Here is a 20,666-nt window from a genome sequence, read left to right on the forward strand (position 1 = left end):
GGCCTTATGAGATCAATGACTATAATGAAAAACAGTAAAGTCCGTGCCGTGGCGCAATCCCAAACTCGTCAACTGGGCCGCGATCTCTTTCGCCCACCCGGAGGCGATCACGACATACATGTTTTCGTCAATTTCGCCAGGATCTCCTATCTTCACACCGAACAATTCTTCTCCCCAGCGGCCGGGATTGTTGTCATAGAGCCTCTGAACGCTCATACTCGCGTCCTGCAGCAACCCGATGACGATCTGACCATAGGCGCCTGAGCCAAATACGGCAAGAGGACGGGAGCCGCTGTGTTTCCTGACCAACTCGATCGAGCGGGCATGGGCTTGATGCTCCAGCGGTTCGTTGTTGGCAAGGTTGGGGATCGGCGGCGCAACCAGGTCCTGTATATTCCGAATCTCGCCGGCCCATTCACCATTCACATAATCTTCATAGTCCTGAATCGCTTTCCTCTGATCATAGGGCGGCAAAAGCAGTTCTGAGCGTTGATTGCAGTGCCGGCAAGCGATGATCACCGTCTTACCGACCCGCGGAACGGGGTTGAAGATGATGTTGTGATATTCCACCTCTTTGCTGCAGTGAAAGCAGCAAAATTGGAGGGAGATCACATGCCCCTTGTCCGGGTGATAGTCGGAAAAGTGAATCTTTTTTAAGAGCCCTGGCAGTTTGATTTGCCGATCCATGTCGATGACCTTTTGTTTTAATTGATGATATTGTTCGCCGGGAAGACAACTGATATTGATCAGCTCTCCCTTCAACAAGCCTCCGTTGCGAATCACTTCCAATTTGTTGTGATCATGGATGATCGCCTTTTGTTCAGCCAGCATATACAACTCGCTTTTGGGGTACAGCCGGATGAAACTCAGGTTGATGCGATACTTCTGATGTTGGAGCCACCAGTCGAGGGTTTCGGAAACTGTTTCTTCATCTTCCGCAGGATCGCCAAAGATGAAGTTGCCCTGAATGCCAATCCCCTTTTGATAGGTCAGTTCCAACGCTTTTTCAATTTTCTCCACCGTGATTTTCTTTTTCATGCTCTGCAAGACCTTGTTGCTCGCCGACTCGATCCCATAGCTGATGCATACACAACCCGATTTTTTCAGCAGTTCCAACAGTTCTTCATCGACATTGTCGACCCTGACCTGAATGTAATACTTGAGCTTCAGCGGTTCCATCCGTTCACAAAATTCGATCACTCGTTTTCGGTTCACTGTAAAGAGATCGTCAAAGAACATAATGGCGTTGATTCGATAGTGCTCAATTAAGTAATCGATTTCCTCAAAGACATTATCTAAGGAACGTTGGCGGTAGCGGGAACCGAGCGGATGGTAGCAAAAGGTACATTTGTAGGGGCAATTGCGGCTTGCCAGTATCGGTACCATCCGCGGGTGATCGAGAGCGTAAGACAAATAGATGTCGTCACAGCAGTGTTGCTGATCCAGATAAGCCCCGAGTTCCAGGGCTTCGTAGTCTGGAAAGGGGATGTCGTCGATATCCGCTATGGTTTCTCTTTCTGCTGTTTTAATTAGATCGCCCTTTTCCCGGTAGATGATCCCTCGCACGCTCGATAGGGAGCGCTCTTCTTTCCACGCTTGCGCCAGTTCGACAATCGTGCGTTCCCCTTCTCCTAAAACACCGATATCGGCCTGCGGCATTTGCCGCAAGACGAATTCGGGCTCGCTGGTGACGAGACCTCCGCCGATGACGGTGACAATATCGGGACAGATGCCCTTGCCAGCCAACAGCACTTCTTCGATGAGATTGTAGGTGAGGCTCAAACCGCCGGTGCACAACACATTGTAATCACCGGCGTGGATGTGTTCTCTCAGCACCGTTTCGATCGGTCCCCAGTGGTGGTTTAGATTTACAGAGCCAACAGAAAAGCCCTGTTTTTTCAATGCTGCGATGACGTAGCCCAGACCACTCGGGAAATCATAATACTGCCCCGGATAAGAAATATATCGGGGAACGACGAGCAAAATATTGGGGTTCATTCATAGCACCTTTCTTTACTGCGACGAAGTTCTGCGATTAATGTGCGAAAATCTACAACGATTTATAGATGCTCCGAAGAATCCCATCAATAAAAGAGCACAGACTCCCCCCTTCGAATAGATATCCGGCAACATTCGCCCTGTTCGCCGCTTCAATGTCCCTCGGCTTGTCCCCTACGAGAAAGGAATCGTTAAAATCGATATTCCACTTCGCTTGGGCACGCACCAACATTCCCGGAGCGGGCTTGCGACAGTCGCATCGTTTTCGATATGCCTCTACTTTTGCTTCCGGGTGATGAGGACAATAAAAGAAATCGTCGATATGGGCGCCCACCTTGCCCAGTTCCTCATTCATCCATTGATGCAACTGAACCACCTGGGCCTCTTCGTAGTACCCGCGAGCGACACCGCTCTGGTTCGTCACCACGATGACCAGATACCCTGCTTGATGTAAGCGCTTGATGGCGGCCTGGGCGCCTTCGTTCCAGACAAAGTCTTCGATTTTGTAGAGGTATCCGATGTCCTGGTTGATGACACCGTCCCTGTCGAAAAAGACGGCCTTACGCTTCGGCTTTGTATCGTTCATGTGTTCCATAAACCTCAAGTATCTTCTTGATGATGTTGGTCGTGGAGCAGCCGTCCTCATAGGGCAGGATCACCGTCTCCCCGGCATATTCCCTTCCGGAGACGGTTTCCACCGAGTAATCGCCGCCCTTGACCAGAAAATCGGGCCGCAAGCGTTTGATCAGTTCCTGCGGCGTGTCCTCGTCAAACAGCACGACGGCGTCGACAAACTGCAAGGCCGCCAACAGCCAGGCCCGGTCTCCTTCGGCGATGAGCGGCCGTTTGTCCCCTTTGATCCGCGAGACAGAACGGTCCGAATTCAAGCCGATGATCAGGCGGTCGCCCAACCGTCTCGCTTTTTCCAGGTAGGCGATGTGGCCGCGATGGACGATGTCGAAGCAGCCGTTGGTGAAGACGACGCGCAGTTGCGCCGCTTTCCACTGCTGGACGCGCCGTTCCGCTTCCTCTCTCGTCAAAACCTTGTCGCCAACAGAACCGGCCGCCGCCTCCGCAGCAGTCTCCTCGTTGAGCAGGCGGTCGACGAGTTCCTGCCTGCTGATGGCGTAGGTGCCTCGCTTGGCGATCACCATGCCGGCGGCCATGTTCGCCAGGGTGGCCGCTTCCGGGAAGGATGCGCCGCTGGCGATGGCCCAGGCGGTGGTCGCGATGACCGTATCGCCGGCGCCGGAGACATCATAGACCTCCCGCGCCTGCGTCGGAATATGATGAACCCCCTCCGGACCGATGATGGTCATCCCTTTTTCCGAACGGGTGATCAGCAGATTGTCGACACCAAACTCACGGACCGCGCCGGCGCCATACTGGACCAGGCAGTCGTCCCGGTTGGGCAGGGCAATCCCATAGGCGTCGCCCAGTTCTTTCACATTCGGCGTCACATAATCGGCGCCCCGATACTTATGCCAGTCATGCCCCTTGGGATCGACAAGGACGGGTATCCCCTTGGGGCGACACAGGGCGATGAGGGATTGGCACAACTCCGGTGTGCAGGTTCCTTTCGCATAGTCGGAGATGAGCACCGCGTCGATAGACTGGCGGCAAAGCAACCCGGCAAGCCAGTCGAGGATGACCTGGGCCTCACCGGATTCTATCGGCGTCGTCTGTTCAAAGTCAAGGCGCACCATCTGCTGGGCGCCCCCAACGACGCGCGCCTTGGTGATCGTCGGTTTTTTGCTCTTCACCATTCCGGTGATGTCGATGTCGGCAGACTGCAAGGCCGCCAACAGCTTCGCGCCGTCGGCGTCGTCGCCGACAGCGCCGGCCATCCAGACAACGGAGCCCAGCTTCAACAGGTTTAATGCCACATTGGCGGCCCCGCCCAGGGTCTCCTCCATCCGTTCCACATTGACGACCGGCACAGGCGCTTCGGGCGATATCCGCCGCACGTCGCCGAAGAAATACCGGTCCAGCATGACATCGCCGATGACGGCGATCGTCCGGGGCGTCGATTCGGAAAATAAGCGGAGCAGCTTTGCTTTTTCATCGACCATCGGCAAATTCCTTTTCAATCAACTCACAGAGGATATGGCCGATCAGGATGTGGGCCTCCTGGATGCGCGCCGCCACATCGGAGGGCGCCTGGATCGCAAGGTCGCAAAGCTCGGCCAGCGCCCCGCCTTTTGCGCCCGTCAGCCCGGCCGTTATGGCCTGTTTCGCCCGCGCCGCTTCGACGGCGAGGAGCACGTTGGGGCTGCTCCCGCTCGTGGAAAGAGCGATAACGAGGTCCTTCTCCTGGACGAGCGCCTCCACTTGGCGGACAAAAATCGCCTCAATGCCGAAGTCGTTGCCCACCGCCGTCAGGATCGACGTGTCCGTCGTCAAGGCGATGGCTGGCAAGGCCCGCCGTTGTCGCTGGAACCGGCCGACCAGTTCGGCGGCGATGTGTTGACAATCGGCGGCGCTGCCGCCATTTCCGAGCAGGACGATCTTCTTCCCCCGCCTGAGCGTGTCCGTCGCCACGGCTGCCAGTTGCAAGAGCGGTTGCTCGATGCTCTCCTTCATTTTGCTTATCACGGCTTGATGCTCATCGATTCGGTCGATCACCACAGCCATTCACCGCCCTATTTTTGCATAGTAACATCCTGCCTCGTTGCTTCTTCCGTCTATGGCTTACTGGTTTCTATGAAATGCGACAGCGGCGCCACCTGCCGGCTTTGCACATGGACCACATCGAGGTGCTCGATCGCCTTGCGCCGGGCATCGCCGGAGAGATAGCTCAGTTTCCCGCGCTCGTCTCTCGATTCGCGAAACTTGCTGCACACATAGCCTTCTTTGGCGGTCAGCGCCTTGAGCCGATGAGGCACATCCTTGCGGATGAAGAAGGCGTTGGAGCCGATGCTGTTGGAGCCGACAAAGTCATAGCCCTTCGCCTCTGCCAGCAGGCACAGGGCAGGGAGGGACGCGCCGAAGTAGAGGTTCGAGTAATGGGCCGTCGTGCGGTTAAACTGTTCGTTATAGGGAACGGTGACCGGCAGCGTATCGCCAAAGACGCTGTTGTATTCGCAGATGACGATCCGCGGCGAGATGACCTCGATGGCTTGCCACACCCAGTAGTCGTTGCCGTCGATGTCGACACTCAACAGGCCGATGTCGCCGGTGATGCCGGCATCGCCGATCAGTTGATTGATGTTATCCTTGGTCACATGGGCGCAACGGACCGACAAGTCGTGCTTCCAACAGATCGCGTCGTTCTGGATGGACTCCACATAAGAGGGATCATTGTCAAGGACCAGGCCTCTCCAGTTGTCATTTTGCAACAAAAAGCGCGTATTGGCTTCTGTATAGTCCTGGACGCCGAACTCCACAAAGACCTCGTCGTCGATCTCCGTGTTGGCCAGCAGGTACTGGATGATCCCGTCTTCGCCCGATTGGGAAAAGACCTTGAACTCGGCTTCCCGCAAGGCGCCCACGTTCTTTAGCCCTTTGACGCGCTCGGCATTCAGCTTCCCTAACAGCATGGAATTGGCAAGCAGCCGTTCCTTTTCGCCTGAATCCCGTCCTGCCATTTCCTCATAGATGGCGAGGCCGTTCACATAGTGCTCTTCCGCCAGGAGACCATACCCATTCAATTGCCGGGAGATCTCGGGGTAGTAGCTGCTGCAGACGAAAATCATGTACTCATCGCACGGGAGGGAGATCAGCTTCTCCGGGTTTTCAACGGGCAGGCCGCCGATGGTTTGCCCCCATTTGGTCTCGTTGTTGTCCACGTAAAACCGGATGTCATAGCCGATGCCTTTCAATAAGGCGACCACTTTATGGCTGGCGCTGCCGGTTCCAAAGAGGACCACTTTTTTGTTTTTGCCTTCCAGCAACAAGCGCACATGGTCGATCATGCGTTTTTTCATCCCGTCAGCCCCCGAACGTCAGCGTAATCGCAAGATATCACAAGAAAAAGGAGTGCCATCGTGTCAGTTCCAACAAAGAAAATCCTTCTTTTCAGAATAGCCGGCGCCGGTCAGTTGCGCCGCGATCTCCTGCTTCCATGATGAGGCGATAAAAAAGAAGGTCTCTCTCCCCACGGCGTCGGGGCTTTGGATCGGGAGTCCGTCCAAGGTCTCCTTCCATTTCGACCGGTCATTGTCGACGTAACAGTTGACAGGCACGCCCACCTTCTTCAGGAGCGTGTACAACTGCCTTCCCAGGCTGCCAGAGCCGAAAATCGCCACCGGCCGTCCCAGCAGTTGCGTCCGCAAGGACGCGATATCGAGATCGCCGGTCCAGTAGTGCCCATAGGTCCGGCGAAAAAAGGCGCTCACCTGTTCGAAGATCACCGGGTCCCATTCCGTCGTCTCGGGAAAGTCGATGGTCTCCTTCCGCCCGATCGCGCCGCCATCGATGCGCTGTTCTTGGACGCTGTCGATGGCGGCGCAGTGGGTCCCCGTTCCGTCCATCCCCCGGTTGACGACGAGACTGTTCTTCGGGAACAGGCTGACCCCGCCATGGGTAAACATGGACCAGTACCAGCGGATCGCCCAGGAATCGATTTGGCCCGATAGCTGCCGCAACAGCATGGTCGTCTGGGAATAGCCGTCATCGATGTCAAAGGCCCTGCGCAATCCGTGATCGAGGAAGAGCCGTTCCACACCGGCACAGTCGGGATCGAAGCGATCCCAGGCCCGTTTCCAGGTGGCCCAGCCCCAAGAGGACATGATCGGGAGAAACAAGGCATCTTTGGCCCATGCCACATCGATAGGATGCATATAACCGGACACATGCATCACCTTGGGGTCATCGCTGTATCGAGCCAGGGAGGCGTTCATGAACCGGAGAAAGGCCGGTGAAAGGCGTAAGTCGTCTTCCAGGACGATCACCTGGCCGAAACGGTTGACAATCTCGGTCACACCGCCGATCACCGAAGCGGCCAGCCCCCGGTTGTGGTCGGATTCGATGACGGTGACCTCTTTGCACCAGGATTGTTCTCGGACGACCTGCCGCGTCTCTTGAATGGCCGCTCCGTCATCCTCTGCTTTCGGGCCGTCGCAAAAGACAAAGAGTTCGCTTTCCGCTGCCTCAGGGCAGCGCCGGAGCGATTCCAGCGTCTTGCGGGTGTGGTTGGGCCGTTTATAGACAAACAAGGCGATCGGCGCGTAGGCGTTCATCGCTACCCCTCACATCTAAAGAAGACTGATTTGACCCTCTTCTGCGCCGGCGCGCTGTCGAAATCGCCGGAAAACCTCACTCATCGAGGTGAAGGACATGGCTGTGGCCTGACGAAAGCGACTCCCGTTAAGGTAGGTTTTTTGCGGACGTCGATCGAGCAAACCGATCTCGCCGGGCGTTTTCGGGATGACCTTCGCGCTCTCGCCGAGGCCGAAGAGAAACTGTCGCGCCAACTCCTCACCGGTGAAGAACTCGCTGTTTGCCAGGTGATAGAGGCCGCTCAGGTTTCCCTCAATGGAGCGAATCACACCTTCCGCCACATCGCCCACATAGGTCGGCGATAGGATCTGCCCTTCGATGCATGTGATCTGCCCGGTCGCGACCCGGCTTTGATGCCAGCGCGACAGGATGTGCCCTTCGGCAGGATCGTCCCCGACGATCACGCTGAGGCGCAGGACGAGGTGGTTCGGAAAGAACTCCTCATAGGCGGCTTCAACGTCTGCCTTCTGCCTCCCATACTCGCAGATGGGATTGGGCGGCATCGATTCGTCATAATAGCCCCGCACCCCGTCAAATACCGTATCGGAAGAAATGTAGATCGTCTTTACGCCCCAGGCGTCCAATCGCTTGACCAGTCGGAGGGTTCGCTCCACATGCATCTGCCTGCTCTCTTCCCGGTGGGTGAAACAGTAGTCGATCTTGGGGACTGCGGCGCAGATCACCGCATGACAGGACGCGGCGTCCGAGGTGGGCAAAAAAGACGCCGGCATTACGTCTGCGATATCGTCTTCGAGCAGGTTATAGGGGCGAAAGGCGGGGTTCCCGTTGGAGCATCGGGTCCCGATCACATCGAACCCTTCTTTTTGCGCTAGGGTAAAGACATGCCTTCCGATCAATCCCGAAGCGCCGATGACCAGCAGCTTGTGGGTCATCCTCTCACCCTCTCAACAAATCCACGTTTTGGCGAAGGAAACGGGCGCCGACACGAGCTGTATGATGCCGGCAGGGATTGTCCTTGGGAAAGAGATCCCAGAAGGCTCGCTGCAACTGCTCATCCTCTTCGGCTGGAACCCATCTGCCGTCGATCCGTTCGTTCATCTCAGTGGCCAAGTCGAGAATCTCCTCGGGGCTGTTCTCAATGGGCGTGATCTCCCGTTCATACAACTGATCCAGGTAATTTTTTAGCTGGAGTTCCCATTCAATCTGTTCCTTAAAGGTGAGAAAACGCTTCTCCCGGTTATGCCAGAGTTTTTTTAAGATGAACAGATCCTTGGGGCCAAAGGGCGGCGTGAGGATGATGGTCTGATTGGCCACAGCGGCGGGCACACTGGCTGCCCAGACCAGGGAAGTCGGCCCGGAATCGGAACCCAACAAGAATTTGCATCGCGATAGCAAATAAATATCGCCAAATTCGGTCCGGCAGGTCGACGCGTAATCGATGATGCGCCGGTTGCCGGTGGCGAGCGCTTTTTCCACGACGGCGCCCATGCGCAGGACGGGAAGCCCACAGCCGGTCAGATAATCGGCTGCGGCCAGGTAGTTTTCAATGCTGTTGTTCCGCGAATTGGCTGTTTTCCAATCATAGGTGTTCTTATCATAGGTTTGATTTTGATAGGCGCTGTCGCGGCTATGAAAACAGACAAAGGCCTCTGCCGGTGAAAGGCCCATCTCGGCGAGGATCTGCCTGCCCTTTCGCTCTTCATCGGGATTGAACTGGATGATCTGCGGCTGCGGCGCCTCTCGCAGCACCGCATGTTCCCGAAGATAGGGGATGACGTAATCGTAAAAGGACCATTTTTTGTTCTCTTTTTTGGTCAGCAAAATCCAAAAGAGTATGGCGAAGGGGTTTTCCACAACCCTTTTTTTTCTTTTGATCATCTCGTAAAGATACCGGTTGGCGATGATCCTTTGCGGGCTGATCAACACATCGAGTTGTCCTGCTTTACCGGCGGTTATCGTTTTCTTCCGAAAATACAGCTCCGAGTTCAAGGCCAGGTGTCCGATCGCTCTTGTCCATAAACAGCGAATATCGACAGATATCCCTGCGATGGACAGCAACCATTTCGCCATTCCCGTCAGGGGGCGAAACAAGCGAATGACGGTTTTGTCATTGACGAGGCGTTCCACCACCTCAGCGACATCCTCAATGCCCTTTCCCAGGTCGGCATGGATCGGCACAAAGTCTTCCAGCCCGTTGATGTAATCGACATCTGCGATGAAGCCCAACCGCCGCAGTTGTTCTGAGATTTCTGTAAAGTAGGAAGAGGCGATCACCACAAAGGGTTTTTCCCGTCCGGAGGCCGATAGATCAGAGGGACTCACGATCGTCCTTCCGGCGATCACAGTCCCCCATTTTTTCGCGTCATTGTCGAGAAAAAAATCGATATGTAACGGAAACGTTTCGATGTAGGTCAAAGCGGCGCTTCCCGTCCCAAAGATCGCAATCGGTCTTTGCTTGCTGATTGTTTCATATCTATTTCTCTTCTTTGTATACTCCCGTTCAATCAGCCTGAGCATCAACCCATAGACGTCCATGCTGCCAAGTCCCCCGTGTCTTTATTCCTTATCGGCGTAATGATACTGCCGGTCCCAGATATGGCAACCGCGGCAGAAATCGATCTCGTTTCGGCGTTGGGTCGCGTGAAAGGAGCGGACATTCCGGAACGCCTCGCCGTTCCAGATCTCCTTGATCGACTGGCGCCGGAAATCCCCCATCGGAAATTTGACATTGTAATCAACGGCGCAGATGCCCACCGTTCCATCGACATGCATCGCCATTGATGAAAAGGGGGAGATGCAGGGATGGGCGCTGAAGCGGCTGATCTCGGCTTCCTCTTCCGGGGACAACTGGTTTCCCCAGGTGTGGGCCGGCATGGCGTAAGCCTTATCCCCCGCTCGGAGCAGGGGAGACCAAAAGGCGAGCCATGGCTCCACCTCATGCTGGTTTTCTTCCATGACGACCATCCGAATGCGGACCGTGCAGAGATGGTTCCCCTTGTCCCGCAAGCGAATGAAGTTTTGGGCGTTTTCAACGACCGTCTCAAACTGCAAGCCCCGCCGGATGCCTTCAAAGGTTTCCTTTGTACAGCCGTCGATGGAGATCATGATGTCGTTCAGCCCAGCCGCCAGGAGGCGTTCCGCCAAGTCGGCATCAAGGCGCTGGCCATTCGTCGACATGGTGACCCGTTTGATCCCCCCGTCCTTCAACATCTTGACGCGCAGGGGCAGGTCTTTGTCCAAGGTGGGTTCCCCGTCACGGTTCAAACAGATCGTCTCAATCCAATCACGGTACTGTCCCACTTCCTCGGCAAACTTGTGGAACAGTTCCATGGACATAAAGGGGCTGGCTTTTTTCTCCCATTTGTCGATGGTGCACATGATGCAGCGGGCGTTGCACAGGTTTACCGTCTCAATCTCAAAGTACTTGGGAAACAACTCGCATTGACTCAGATCGGTCAGCCCGATCCGGCCGGCCAGCTGGTCATTTTGCTCGCTTCGAGGATACATTGCCGTTCCCTCCATATGCGCTAGAAAAGGCTCGCCAGGGCGTTACCTCGTTTTTTGCAGTACATAATAGGGATAACCGACTCCCCAGCACTGCCGCAGGCGCGACGCCTGGACATAGCGTTCAATGCTGGCTTCTCTGGCGATGTTTTTTGCGTCTTCGATGATCGGCAGCAATACATCATGATCAGGCAGCGCTTTTGCCGCAAGGGCCAACTCGTCCAGGGCGGGCATGGCGGCGTCCATGGTCAACCCTTCGCCATGCAGGACGGCAGAGAGTGCATCCATCGTCTTCGTGGCCGCTTCCGAAAAACGCGCCGCTTCCTCCATGGACGGCAGGGGAAAGCCGTCTGCCAGGGTTTGACCGTGCAAATAGCCGGGCAGGCGGAGCGTATAGGCTTGAAGGTTGCTTTGCATCTCCCCATCGGCGCTGTCTACCCGCTTGTACCAGGTGTTGTCGTTGGCGTGTTCGATCCGCGGCCAGGAGCTGTATACGCGGACGTCTCCTTCGACGCTCTTCAGGATCTCCTCGATGCTCCAGAAACAGTGCCGGTCATAGCTGGGACTCAGGAAGTTGTCGCGCACCCACGAGGCAAAGGGGCGGGAGTGGGGGATTGCGGCATAATCGCGGCCAAAGAGTTGCTCCGCGATGGCCAGTTTCCCTTCCAGGTCGGTCACCCCTGCTTGGCGGCACAACTGGGCCAGCAGCACTTTCCGAAAATACTGGGCAAAGTTGCCGACAGGGTCCAAGGTGGAAAGACAGAACAGGCCGTCCGGGCGCAACGCCGCGACAAGTTGGTTGAGCACGGCACTTCTGTCCGGCATCGTGTAGAGAAACCCTTCGGCGATGATCACATCGTAGGCGTCGTCCTGTAACTGGACATTCTGGATTTCATCGACGATGATCTCGCTGATCTGGTGCTCTCGCTTTCGCTCTCGGAACAAGGCGACTAACCGATCGACAAAGGGCTGCAAGGCTTCCACGAAGGTGAAGCGAGCGCCCAGTTCGGCGAGAACAAGGGCGTTTTCGCCGGAGGCGCATCCGACCTCCAGCACCTGGCGATCCTTCCACAGTGCCTGTGGCAGCTTCAACCGGTTCACATACAGGTTCATCCGTTTGCGCGCATGATCCCGGTACGTCTCTTCATCGGAAATGTCAAAGGAAGTGGGATTGAAGGCTTCCTGTTTATAAAAATCGGCTTGGCTGGTCATGGCGCAGTCGCCCTCCTAACACGATTTGGCGTACGCCCGCAAACAGGCAATGACCTGATCAATGTTCTCCATCGGCTGAGCAGGGCCGCTGGGCAGGAATAGACCTTGCTCATGAAAGCGTTGCGACTTAGGGTATTTCCCCTGAGCATGAAGATGGGGCGACAGGTGCAGGTTGGGGAGAAAGGGACGCGATTCAATCTGCTGTTCGGCCAGATACCGCCTCACCTGTTCCCTGTCTTGGCACAGCACTTCAATATACAGGGGGATCTCCCCCTCTGTTTCGCGGACGGGCAGCAGGCGAACCGGCTCAAGATCCTGCAATCCCTCCCGGTACCGGTCATAGATCGCCCTGACCCGCTCAACCTTTTCGGCGCGATGGGCCATCTGTTCCAGGCCGATGGAGGCCAAAATATCGTTGAAACGGAAGTTGAAGCCAAACTGCCCATAGGCGGCCTCAAAGGTGTCTTTGACCCCATGGATCCGCAGGAGCTTCAATCGCTGGTAAAGCGCTTCGTCATTGGTGACGAGGAGGCCGCCTTGGCCGGTCGTCAGCAGCTTGGTCACACCGAGGGAAAAACAGCCGATATCCCCTTGGGTGCCCAAAAAACCGTCGCCGTTGCGTGAAAACATGGCCTGGCAGGCGTCTTCGACGACAAAAAGGCCTCGTTCCTTCGCGAACTGGCGGATCTCGGCCATGCCGGCGTCCCGCCCGCAGAGATGAACCGGCATGATGGCCTTCGTTCGCTTGGTGATGAGTTGTTCCGCTTGTTCCAGGTCGATCAACGGCAGGTCTTGCCGCGTATCGGCCAAGACGACGGTCGCGCCGCACAAGAGGACGGCATGGGCTGTGGCGATAAAGGTCCGGTTGGGGACGATCACTTCGTCGCCGGGACCGATGCCCAGAGACAGCAGAGCCATCAGCAACGCCATGCTCCCGCTTGTCGTCGCCACGGCATAGGAAACGTTCATCGAAGCCGCAACCTGCCGCTCCAATTCCGCCGTCACCGCGCCTTGGCTGAGGCACTCCTGTTCAATGCTGGCGACGATCCGTTGCCCCTCATTGTCCCCTAACTTCGTGCGCCACCAACGGATGGCATTCATAGGAACACCCCACTTTCATCATCGCTGTCCCCTCTGTCTATTCCACGATGCGGAACTCGGACAGGGGCACAACGAACCGCCCGCCCTGCTCGAGGTAGCGCTGGTGTTTGCCGATGATCAGATCGGCGAATCGCCAGGGCAGGATGACGATGTAATCGGGGTTGCGTTCGTAGATGACGCTGGGATTCAACACCGGCAGTCGATAGCCGGGGCTGAAGAGATCGATCTTCCGGGGGTTGTCGTCGACCAGATAGTCGAGCTTGTCGCCGAGGCCGAAATGGTAGATCAGGGTCGTCACACTGTGGGAAGCGCCATAGCCGATGGCCGTTTTCCCCTGTTCCCGGATCTCTCCGAGCAGGCGGTGCAGTTGCTCCCGGACCTCATCGAGTTTGGCGCCCAACCGGTGAAACGCTTCCGGCTGGTGGATGCCTACAGCGGCTTCCCGGTCCAGGAATCGCTGCACGGCCTCTGTGCGCAGTCGACCGCCAGCGGCGTGCTGGACAAATCCCCGGATGGAGCCGCCCTTGGTTGGGATCGCCTGCACATCATACAAGGCAAGGCCGTTCTCCGCAAAGAACCGTTCCAGCGGTTTCACCGAGAAGTAGTACAGGTGCTCATGATAGATGTTGTCGAATACGCCATGTTGGACCAGATCGACCACATAACCGGTCTCAAAAATGAAAACGCCCGTCGGCGCGAGCAAACGGCGGATCCCTTCAATGACACTTTTTACATCTTCCACATTGGCCAGCATGTTGTTGGCCGTGATGATATGGGCTTGCCCGTATTTTTCCACGATTTGGTCGGCCAGCGCGGGCGTAAAGAAGTCGCCAATGGTCTCGACCCCTTCCTCGGTCGCCTTGCGGGCGATCGCCTCGGCCGGGTCGATCCCCAAGACGCGCATCCCTTTGGCCTGGAATTCCCGCAACAGGGTGCCATCGTTGCTGCCGATGTCGACGACCAGTTTCCCCGGTTCCGGCTGCGCCTTGCCCAGGGCTTCCGTCACATAGCCCCGGAAATGCTCCAGCAATCCCGGTGAGCTCTGGGTCATGTAGTTGTACTGTTTATAGATCGATTCCGGATTGACGATGTGCCCCAACTGGACATTGCCGCAGCTTTTGCACAGGCAGACATCGAGGGGATAGGTGTCCTGGGGGATGTGAATATGACTGCGGGGATGATAATCGTCGGCAACGGGGGTGGGCGTCAGTTCCAATACCCGCTCCAAGTCATCTTGACCGCACAACTTGCATGCCGGAACGGCAACCACACGCTGATTCAATGCAAAGGGGCCTCCTCTCGTCCCTATTCAAAGTAAATAAAGCCGTAATCCCCTTGGTAGCCCCACTCGGCAAAGAGCCAGGCCCACTCCTCGGGGGAATAGAAGGATTCACAGGTCAACTGCCAGTTGAGCAGGTTGATCTTCTCCTGCTCGTTCCGGTAGGCTTCGACCATGATATAAGCATGCCGGCCGGTGACCCGCTGGATCTGCTGCACCGCCTTTTTCAGGTCATAGACAGGCAGGTTGTGCAGCGTGCCAAAGCTGATGACGAGGTCGAAGGCATCGTCGGCATAGGGGAGTTCCTGAGCCTTCCCCTCTTGCAGGAAGGGACGAACCTCCTCCTTGGCGTTCGCGACGGCATACCCGGAGATGTCAATGCCGCTCACGACGAGGCCGGGAACGACCTGGGTCAGTTCGTAGAGCAAAAACCCTTTCCCGCAGCCCACGTCAAGCACCGCTTGCCCCGGACGCAGGGCATAGGTCTCGGCGATCCGTTCGGCCACCTTCCGCCAGCGCCCGTCATAGCGGTAGCCGCCATAGCCGTATTTGCGATCGCCATCCCAGTAATCGAAGCCAAACTGCTTGGAGACCTCGGCGCAGTGGGCCTTGTCGATCTGGACGCCGCGGCTGATGTAATCGCGCTTCGTCCGGTTATGTAAATCAGAGACGAAATCGAACTCCGCCATGTCTCCACCACCCGTCTAAAATAGGACCGGTCGGGGCCGACCGGCCCCGGCCTCACGCCAGCCTCCGGTCACTTCTGCCGCACCAGGGAACGGGCCGCCTCAGCGATATCGGCCCGCGAGACGCCGTTCATCTTCTTCACGTCGCCATGGGCGCCATAGCCCTTGCAGAAGTGATCCCTGATGCCGAGCCGGGCAAAGCGGACCATCGCGCCCGCTTCCATCAAGACCTCGCTCACGGCCGAGCCGAGGCCCCCGATGATGTTGTGCTCTTCGACAGTCAACACCGCCCCTGTCGCCTGGGCGGCCTGGACGATCAGTTCGGCGTCGATGGGCTTGATCGTCGGCAGGTTGATGACGCGAGCGCCGATCCCCTCTTGAGCGAGTTCACGGGCGACCTGCAAGGCGTCATAGGCGATCGAGCCGGTGGCAAAGAGGGTCACGTCATCGCCGCCAGTCAGTTCGATGCCTTTGCCCACCTGGAAGTCGTAATCCTGATCATAGATCTCCGGCTCCCGACCCGTGCCCAGCCGCAGATAGACGGGCCCGTCGATGTGGGCGGCGGCGGCGGTCACCTTTTTCGATTCCAAAGGGCTGGCCGGAGAGAAGATGGTCATGTTCGGCAACACCCGCATGATCGCCAGATCCTCGATGGCATGGTGGGTCGGCCCCAGGGTGCTGTAGACACAGCCAGCGCCGATGCCGACCAGTTTCACGTTCTGCTTCTGCAAGCACACGTCATTGCGCACCTGTTCATAGGCGCGCATCGTCAGAAAAGGGATGATCGTGTAGCAAAAGGGGATCTTGCCGCAACTGGCCAGGCCAGCCGCCGCCGATACCATATTGGCCTCGGCGATGCCGAAGTTGATGAATTGATTCGGGAAATCGGCGCGGAAACGGTCATAGACGATGGCCCCGTTGTCGGCGACAAGGGCCATGATCGCCGGGTTCTCCGATGCCAGATCGTACAGCGTCGAAAGGTAAGCGTTTCTCATCTACAGGGCTCCCTTCCGGTCCAGCGCCAACTCCTGGGCGGCTATGGTCCGTTCTTCTTCGTTGGGCATGCGAACGTGCCAGAGCGGGACGCCTTCCATGAAGGAGATCCCCTTCCCTTTGACGGTGTGGGCCACGATCAGTTTGGGCGCGCCGTCCTTGTCGATCTTGGCGCGGTCCAAGGCGTCCAGCAGGGCCGGGATGTCATGGCCATCCACCTCAAGGACCTCCCAGCCGAAGGCGCGCCATTTGTCGGCAAAGGGATCCATGGCGATGATGTTGTCCAACCGGTCCATGGCCTGCAATTTGTTGTTGTCGACGATGGCCGTCAGTTGGCCGAGACGCTGGTGGGCCGAAAACATGGCCGCCTCCCAAATGGCGCCTTCCTGGCATTCGCCGTCGCCAAGCAGGGCGATGACCCGGTTATCGGTTCCGTCCAGCTTGGCCGCCAAAGCAGCGCCGACGGCAAAGGACAAGCCATGGGCGAGGGCGCCCGTCGAGGCCTCCACGCCGGGGACCTCATGCATGTTCGGATGTCCCCCCAGGCGAGAACCGGGACGGCAGTACTCGTCCAACTCCTCGGCATCAATAAAACCGGCCTTCGCCAAGGCGGCATAGAGCGCCAGGCTCGCATGGCCTTTGCTCAAGATGAAGCGGTCCCGCCGGGGATCCTGGGGATTTCGGGGGTCATACTTCAAGACGCCGCCGAAATAGAGCGTCGTCAAGATCTCGATGATGGACAGGGACGGGCCGATATGTCCGCCGCCGGTTTTGCAGAGCGTCTGAAAGACCGTCTGCCGCAGCTCAGCGGCGATCGCCTGCAGTCCATGCAAATCCAACTTGTTTTCCACACTTGCACCTTCCCGCTGTGTATATCCTATCTCCCGCTCCGCGGTTTGGACGATATTCCCCCGTGATTAGATGAAATTGACGTGATTGCGGTTCAGGGACAGGAATGAGTTGATCAGGATGTTCCGGTCATCGTAGACGCAGTGGTGAGCGCACTCCTTCTCCGCGTCAAAGCACTGCACTTTTTGGATCGTCTCAGGCGAGAACCACACCTCTTTGAAGGACTTTTCCTTGAGGTCGCCCACGATCCCGTTTTTCAGGTATGCCTTGTCATGGCAGTAGTAGACCTTGCAGTCGGCGGCGATGACCGTGACGATCTCCTTGATGGCGCAGAACCGGTAGCCCCGTTGGAAGCTCGCCGAGAGGCTGAAGTCTTCCTCATATTTGTTGATGATCGAAAAACCGGGGCGGGCCAGTTCGGCCGTGACCCGATGCAACTGTTCGATGACATGGGCTTTCGTTGACGCGTGATAACCATGGACATCGGTCGTGATCCGCGCCGCATATTTGATGTGGTTGACGCCCAGGTCACGAAATAGCTTGCCTGCCCCATAGACCTGATCGGCGTTCTCCCGAGTGATGACAAAGTTGATGCCCAGTTCGCAATCGGCCGGCTTGATCTTGGCGAAACGCTCGATGTTGGCGCAGACTTCGGCGAAGGCGGTCTCAGGGATCTGCCGGTTGGCGGCGTAGAGCTTGCCATCGGCAGCGTCACAGGAGATGCGCACCCATTTGGCCTGGGTGAGGACATCGGCGATCTCGCCGTTGAGCCGGCTTCCGTTGGTGATCACCGAGATCTCCACGTTTCTCTCCAGCAGCCCCTTCATGGCCGGCAGGATATAGGGGTAGACGAGCGGTTCTCCGCCGCCGCTGAAGGTGACGGCCCGGACGCCCATATCGCCAAGATCGTTGACGATCTCCATCATCTTGTCATAGGGGATGTGGTTCTGCGGTTCCGCGCCCTCCAGATCGAGGTATTTGCCGGAGGCGTAATGGCAGTAGTCACACTTGTGGTTGCAGGCGTTGGTGGGCTTGATCCGGATATAGACAGGGGCGACGCGCTCCCCGCGACGGATCGCCTCCAGCTTGTCCGTATGGGCAAAGATCTTGATGGTGCTGTACGGAGTCGCTTCCCTTGTCATGGTCAGACCTCCATATTTATTCGCTCCGATGGATGTATCGATCCGGTTCCCCGTCTCTGTTAGATGAAGTTGACGTGGTCGCCCGGTTTTTTCAACTGTTGCAGGTAGCCGTTGATCTCGTCAAGACGGCAGATCTCCCGGCATTGCCGGATGTCCATCTGGGCGACTTTCTTCAGGCTCTCGGCCCGCCGCTCCCCTTCCCAGATGGCTGCGAAGGATTCGCTCTTCAGGCTGCCGTAACAGAAATCCTCGTCTCCCAGGTATGCCGAACATCCCCAAACATTGGCCTTGGCGTCGATATAGGCCCAGAAAGGCAATCCCCAGCAGCACTCATAGGCCTTGTCGTGCTTCAATTTCTGCATCGCTTTGGCGCGGAAGATGATCTGGAAGTCATCGCTTTTCAGTTCGGTCAACTGCCGCTCCAGCCCCAGGTGTTGCTCGTAGTCAAAGGCGGTGCTCAAGGCGGCGTGGCTTTTGGGATGCTGGGAGTAGGGTTTGATGGAGAAGTAGTCGACGCCGATCTCTTTCAATGTCTTGGCCAACGGCAAGGCGTCGCCCGTGTTTTCCGGGATCAGCAGCATCTGCACGCCGATGGTGGTTCGATAGCCCTTGTCCCGTTTCAGCGCCACGGCGTTCTGGAGGTTTTCCAGGACACGCTCAAAATCATTGCTCCGGGTGCGGTGGATGGTCTGGTATGATGCAGGGGATCCGGCGTTGACACTGAAGCGCACCCAACTGAAACAGCCGAGGCATTCCTCGGCGGCCTCCCGGGAAAAGAGCACCCCATTGGAGGTCATGGACACATCGATGCCCAGTTCTTTCGTGCGCCAGACGATCTCCGGCGTGTGCCGGTTGAGGAGCGGTTCACCCTCGCCGGCGTACATGACACTCTTGACGCCTTTTTCGCCCATCTCTTTCAGGTTGGACAGGATCAGCTCTTTGTCCAGGAAGACGGGACGGTACTCCATGTAATCGAGGGCGCAGAAGATGCAGCGGTGATTGCAGGCGCCGGAAGGCGCGATCTCCACATAGATGGGGTAGATGTTTTTCCCCTGCAGCCACTCGCTGACACGGGTCGGATGATATATCAGTTTATGCGTGTCAATCCGGAGTTGGTCTACCATCTCGCCTCACCCTTCTCTATGGCCGAAAATGTATCCAAAATGGCATGACAAAGAACCCCATGGACCGATTCGACGAGCCCATAGTGGTTCGATGGCACATAGATGTTGTAGTCGCCTCGCTGCCGCAGGGGGTTGTCAGAGGCAAACCCCGACAGGGTGAGGACCGGACAATTCCGCTCCTGCGCCACCTGTAGGGCATTCAGTATGCTTTCCGATTTTCCCGAGCTGCTGATGGCGATCAACAGATCCGTCGCTTGCGCAAACAACCGCAGCGGCCGGGCAAAGGCCTGGGCATAGCCGAAGTCATTGCTGAAACAGGTCAAGGCGGCATCATCACTGAACACCATCGCCTTCATGGCCAGCGAATTCAGACAATCGATGGCCCCATGGGCGGCGATCGCCGCGCTGCCGCCATTGCCGACCCAATAGACGGTTCCGTTGCTCTGCCGGCATCGCCGGATCCGTTCTGTTACCTCGTCGATAAAAAGCGGTTGTTCGACCTTCTCGCGCTGTATGTAATATTCCGATTGATCCAAAAGATGCTTGATCGCGTCCATGTACCGGTCAAACAGCGGTGTCACCTTCCCAACCCTCATTTACTCAAATAGCGGAACCAGTCTTTGGTGGCTTCCTCGATCCGCTGGGGCGTCCAGATCGGGGCGTCTGCCCAGTAGCGGATATGCTCCAGCATCACCTGCACGCCTTCTTCGAAGGAATACTTCGGTTTCCAGCCGAGCCGTTCGCGAATCTTGGCGGTGTCGGCAAAGGTGCAGTCCGGTTCGCCGGGGCGCTTCGGGATATAGGTCACCTCGCCGCCGAGCAGTTCGACGAGACGATTGATGCTGTAGCTGTCGCCGCTGCCGACGTTCATCACCTCGCCGGAAAAGGGCGACTGGGCGGCCATCCAAAAGGCGTTGACGACGTCCTTGACAAAGGTGAAATCCCGCCGCTGCGTCCCATCGCCGACAACGGTGAAGGGCTTGCCGTGGATTTTTTGGGCCAAAAAAACGCCGAAGACGGCGCCATAGGTTCCCGAGGTGCGCGCCCGCGGTCCATAGACGTTAAACAGGCGAAGCGACAGCGCCGGCAGCCCGTATACCCTCTCCCAGTGGAGAACAGACTGCTCGCCCAACCACTTCGTCAGCGCATAGGGGTACTCCGGCGTGATCGGCGCCGTTTCAGGTGTGGGAAATTGCTTGGCGAGGCCGTAACAGGAGGACGAGGCGGCATAGACGAGCTTGCGGACCTGGTGTTTTCTCGCTGCCTCCAGCACATGAACCGTTCCGTCCACGTTCGCCCGGTAATAGGTCAAGGGGTTTTGGATCGACGGCACGATATCGGCCAAAGCAGCCAGGTGAAAGACGTAATCGACGCCTTGAAACAGCGCCTCCCACTGGGAGGGGTCGGCGCTGATGTCGACGCGGTGAAACTCCAGCGTCCCGCGCTCAGGGCGGGCAGGCAGGTTACCGAGCCTGCCGTTGGCGAGGTTGTCCAGGACGATGACATGGTGCCCCTCTGCCAGCAACAGTTCGACGAGATGACTGCCGATAAAACCGGCGCCGCCGGTAACGATAGAACGAAGCATGCGATCACCTGC

At 57.2% G+C, this 20,666-nt stretch carries 19 protein-coding genes; all 19 read right to left on the minus strand.

Annotated elements, in window-relative coordinates; translation table 11 throughout:
* Positions 1-12: 12 nt before the first annotated feature.
* Entirely contained in the window at positions 13-1,998 is a 1,986-nt protein-coding gene (locus tag GTO89_RS08200; RefSeq protein WP_161261594.1) for a B12-binding domain-containing radical SAM protein, read from the minus strand.
* 52 nt (positions 1,999-2,050) lie between these two features.
* Positions 2,051-2,584, minus strand: coding sequence for a D-glycero-beta-D-manno-heptose 1,7-bisphosphate 7-phosphatase (gmhB, locus tag GTO89_RS08205; protein ID WP_161261595.1), 534 nt, complete (start codon positions 2,582-2,584; stop codon positions 2,051-2,053).
* On the minus strand, positions 2,559-4,070 hold the full coding sequence (gene rfaE1, locus GTO89_RS08210) for a D-glycero-beta-D-manno-heptose-7-phosphate kinase (RefSeq protein ID WP_161261596.1): 1,512 nt from the start codon (positions 4,068-4,070) through the stop codon (positions 2,559-2,561). Before rfaE1 ends, gmhB begins: the two co-directional genes overlap by 26 nt.
* Positions 4,060-4,632, minus strand: coding sequence for a D-sedoheptulose 7-phosphate isomerase (locus GTO89_RS08215; protein ID WP_161261597.1), 573 nt, complete (start codon positions 4,630-4,632; stop codon positions 4,060-4,062). Before GTO89_RS08215 ends, rfaE1 begins: the two co-directional genes overlap by 11 nt.
* A gap of 50 nt (positions 4,633-4,682) precedes the next feature.
* Positions 4,683-5,924 carry a nucleoside-diphosphate sugar epimerase/dehydratase gene (locus GTO89_RS08220; protein ID WP_204758200.1) on the minus strand — a complete coding sequence of 414 codons (1,242 nt, stop codon included), beginning with the start codon at positions 5,922-5,924 and terminating at the stop codon, positions 4,683-4,685.
* Between the two features lie 63 nt (positions 5,925-5,987).
* Entirely contained in the window at positions 5,988-7,178 is a 1,191-nt protein-coding gene (locus tag GTO89_RS08225; protein WP_161261598.1) for a glycosyltransferase family protein, read from the minus strand.
* Between the two features lie 15 nt (positions 7,179-7,193).
* Positions 7,194-8,111 (minus strand): SDR family oxidoreductase, encoded by a 918-nt coding sequence (locus GTO89_RS08230; protein WP_161261599.1) that lies wholly within the window; start codon positions 8,109-8,111, stop codon positions 7,194-7,196.
* A 4-nt stretch (positions 8,112-8,115) separates the two neighbouring features.
* Positions 8,116-9,594: a TIGR04372 family glycosyltransferase gene (locus GTO89_RS08235; protein ID WP_161261600.1), complete on the minus strand. Its 1,479-nt coding sequence runs from the start codon at positions 9,592-9,594 to the stop codon at positions 8,116-8,118.
* A gap of 141 nt (positions 9,595-9,735) precedes the next feature.
* Positions 9,736-10,686 carry a radical SAM/SPASM domain-containing protein gene (locus GTO89_RS08240; RefSeq protein WP_161261601.1) on the minus strand — a complete coding sequence of 317 codons (951 nt, stop codon included), beginning with the start codon at positions 10,684-10,686 and terminating at the stop codon, positions 9,736-9,738.
* A 42-nt stretch (positions 10,687-10,728) separates the two neighbouring features.
* Positions 10,729-11,895, minus strand: a complete 1,167-nt coding sequence (locus tag GTO89_RS08245; RefSeq protein WP_161261602.1) for a class I SAM-dependent methyltransferase — start codon at positions 11,893-11,895, stop codon at positions 10,729-10,731.
* A gap of 15 nt (positions 11,896-11,910) precedes the next feature.
* Entirely contained in the window at positions 11,911-12,996 is a 1,086-nt protein-coding gene (locus GTO89_RS08250; protein WP_161261603.1) for a DegT/DnrJ/EryC1/StrS family aminotransferase, read from the minus strand.
* A gap of 37 nt (positions 12,997-13,033) precedes the next feature.
* Complete coding sequence (locus GTO89_RS08255) at positions 13,034-14,278, minus strand: class I SAM-dependent methyltransferase (protein ID WP_161261604.1); 1,245 nt, start codon at positions 14,276-14,278, stop codon at positions 13,034-13,036.
* Between the two features lie 23 nt (positions 14,279-14,301).
* On the minus strand, positions 14,302-14,964 hold the full coding sequence (locus tag GTO89_RS08260; RefSeq protein WP_161261605.1) for a class I SAM-dependent methyltransferase: 663 nt from the start codon (positions 14,962-14,964) through the stop codon (positions 14,302-14,304).
* A gap of 68 nt (positions 14,965-15,032) precedes the next feature.
* The gene (locus GTO89_RS08265; protein WP_161261606.1) at positions 15,033-15,956 is read right to left on the minus strand and encodes a transketolase family protein; all 924 of its coding nucleotides are present in this window, start codon (positions 15,954-15,956) and stop codon (positions 15,033-15,035) included.
* A complete protein-coding gene (locus GTO89_RS08270; RefSeq protein WP_328793881.1) occupies positions 15,957-16,805 on the minus strand; it encodes a transketolase in 849 nt (282 codons plus the stop codon).
* A gap of 66 nt (positions 16,806-16,871) precedes the next feature.
* Positions 16,872-17,945 carry a radical SAM protein gene (locus GTO89_RS08275; protein ID WP_161261607.1) on the minus strand — a complete coding sequence of 358 codons (1,074 nt, stop codon included), beginning with the start codon at positions 17,943-17,945 and terminating at the stop codon, positions 16,872-16,874.
* A gap of 59 nt (positions 17,946-18,004) precedes the next feature.
* On the minus strand, positions 18,005-19,069 hold the full coding sequence (locus GTO89_RS08280) for a radical SAM protein (protein ID WP_161261608.1): 1,065 nt from the start codon (positions 19,067-19,069) through the stop codon (positions 18,005-18,007).
* The gene (locus GTO89_RS08285) at positions 19,063-19,650 is read right to left on the minus strand and encodes a D-sedoheptulose-7-phosphate isomerase (RefSeq protein ID WP_161261609.1); all 588 of its coding nucleotides are present in this window, start codon (positions 19,648-19,650) and stop codon (positions 19,063-19,065) included. The genes GTO89_RS08280 and GTO89_RS08285 overlap by 7 nt, the downstream gene beginning before the upstream one ends.
* Before the next feature lie 11 nt (positions 19,651-19,661).
* Positions 19,662-20,654 carry an SDR family oxidoreductase gene (locus GTO89_RS08290; protein WP_161261610.1) on the minus strand — a complete coding sequence of 331 codons (993 nt, stop codon included), beginning with the start codon at positions 20,652-20,654 and terminating at the stop codon, positions 19,662-19,664.
* Positions 20,655-20,666 lie beyond the last annotated feature (12 nt).

It is taken from the genome of Heliomicrobium gestii (assembly GCF_009877435.1).
Taxonomy (GTDB): domain Bacteria; phylum Bacillota; class Desulfitobacteriia; order Heliobacteriales; family Heliobacteriaceae; genus Heliomicrobium; species Heliomicrobium gestii.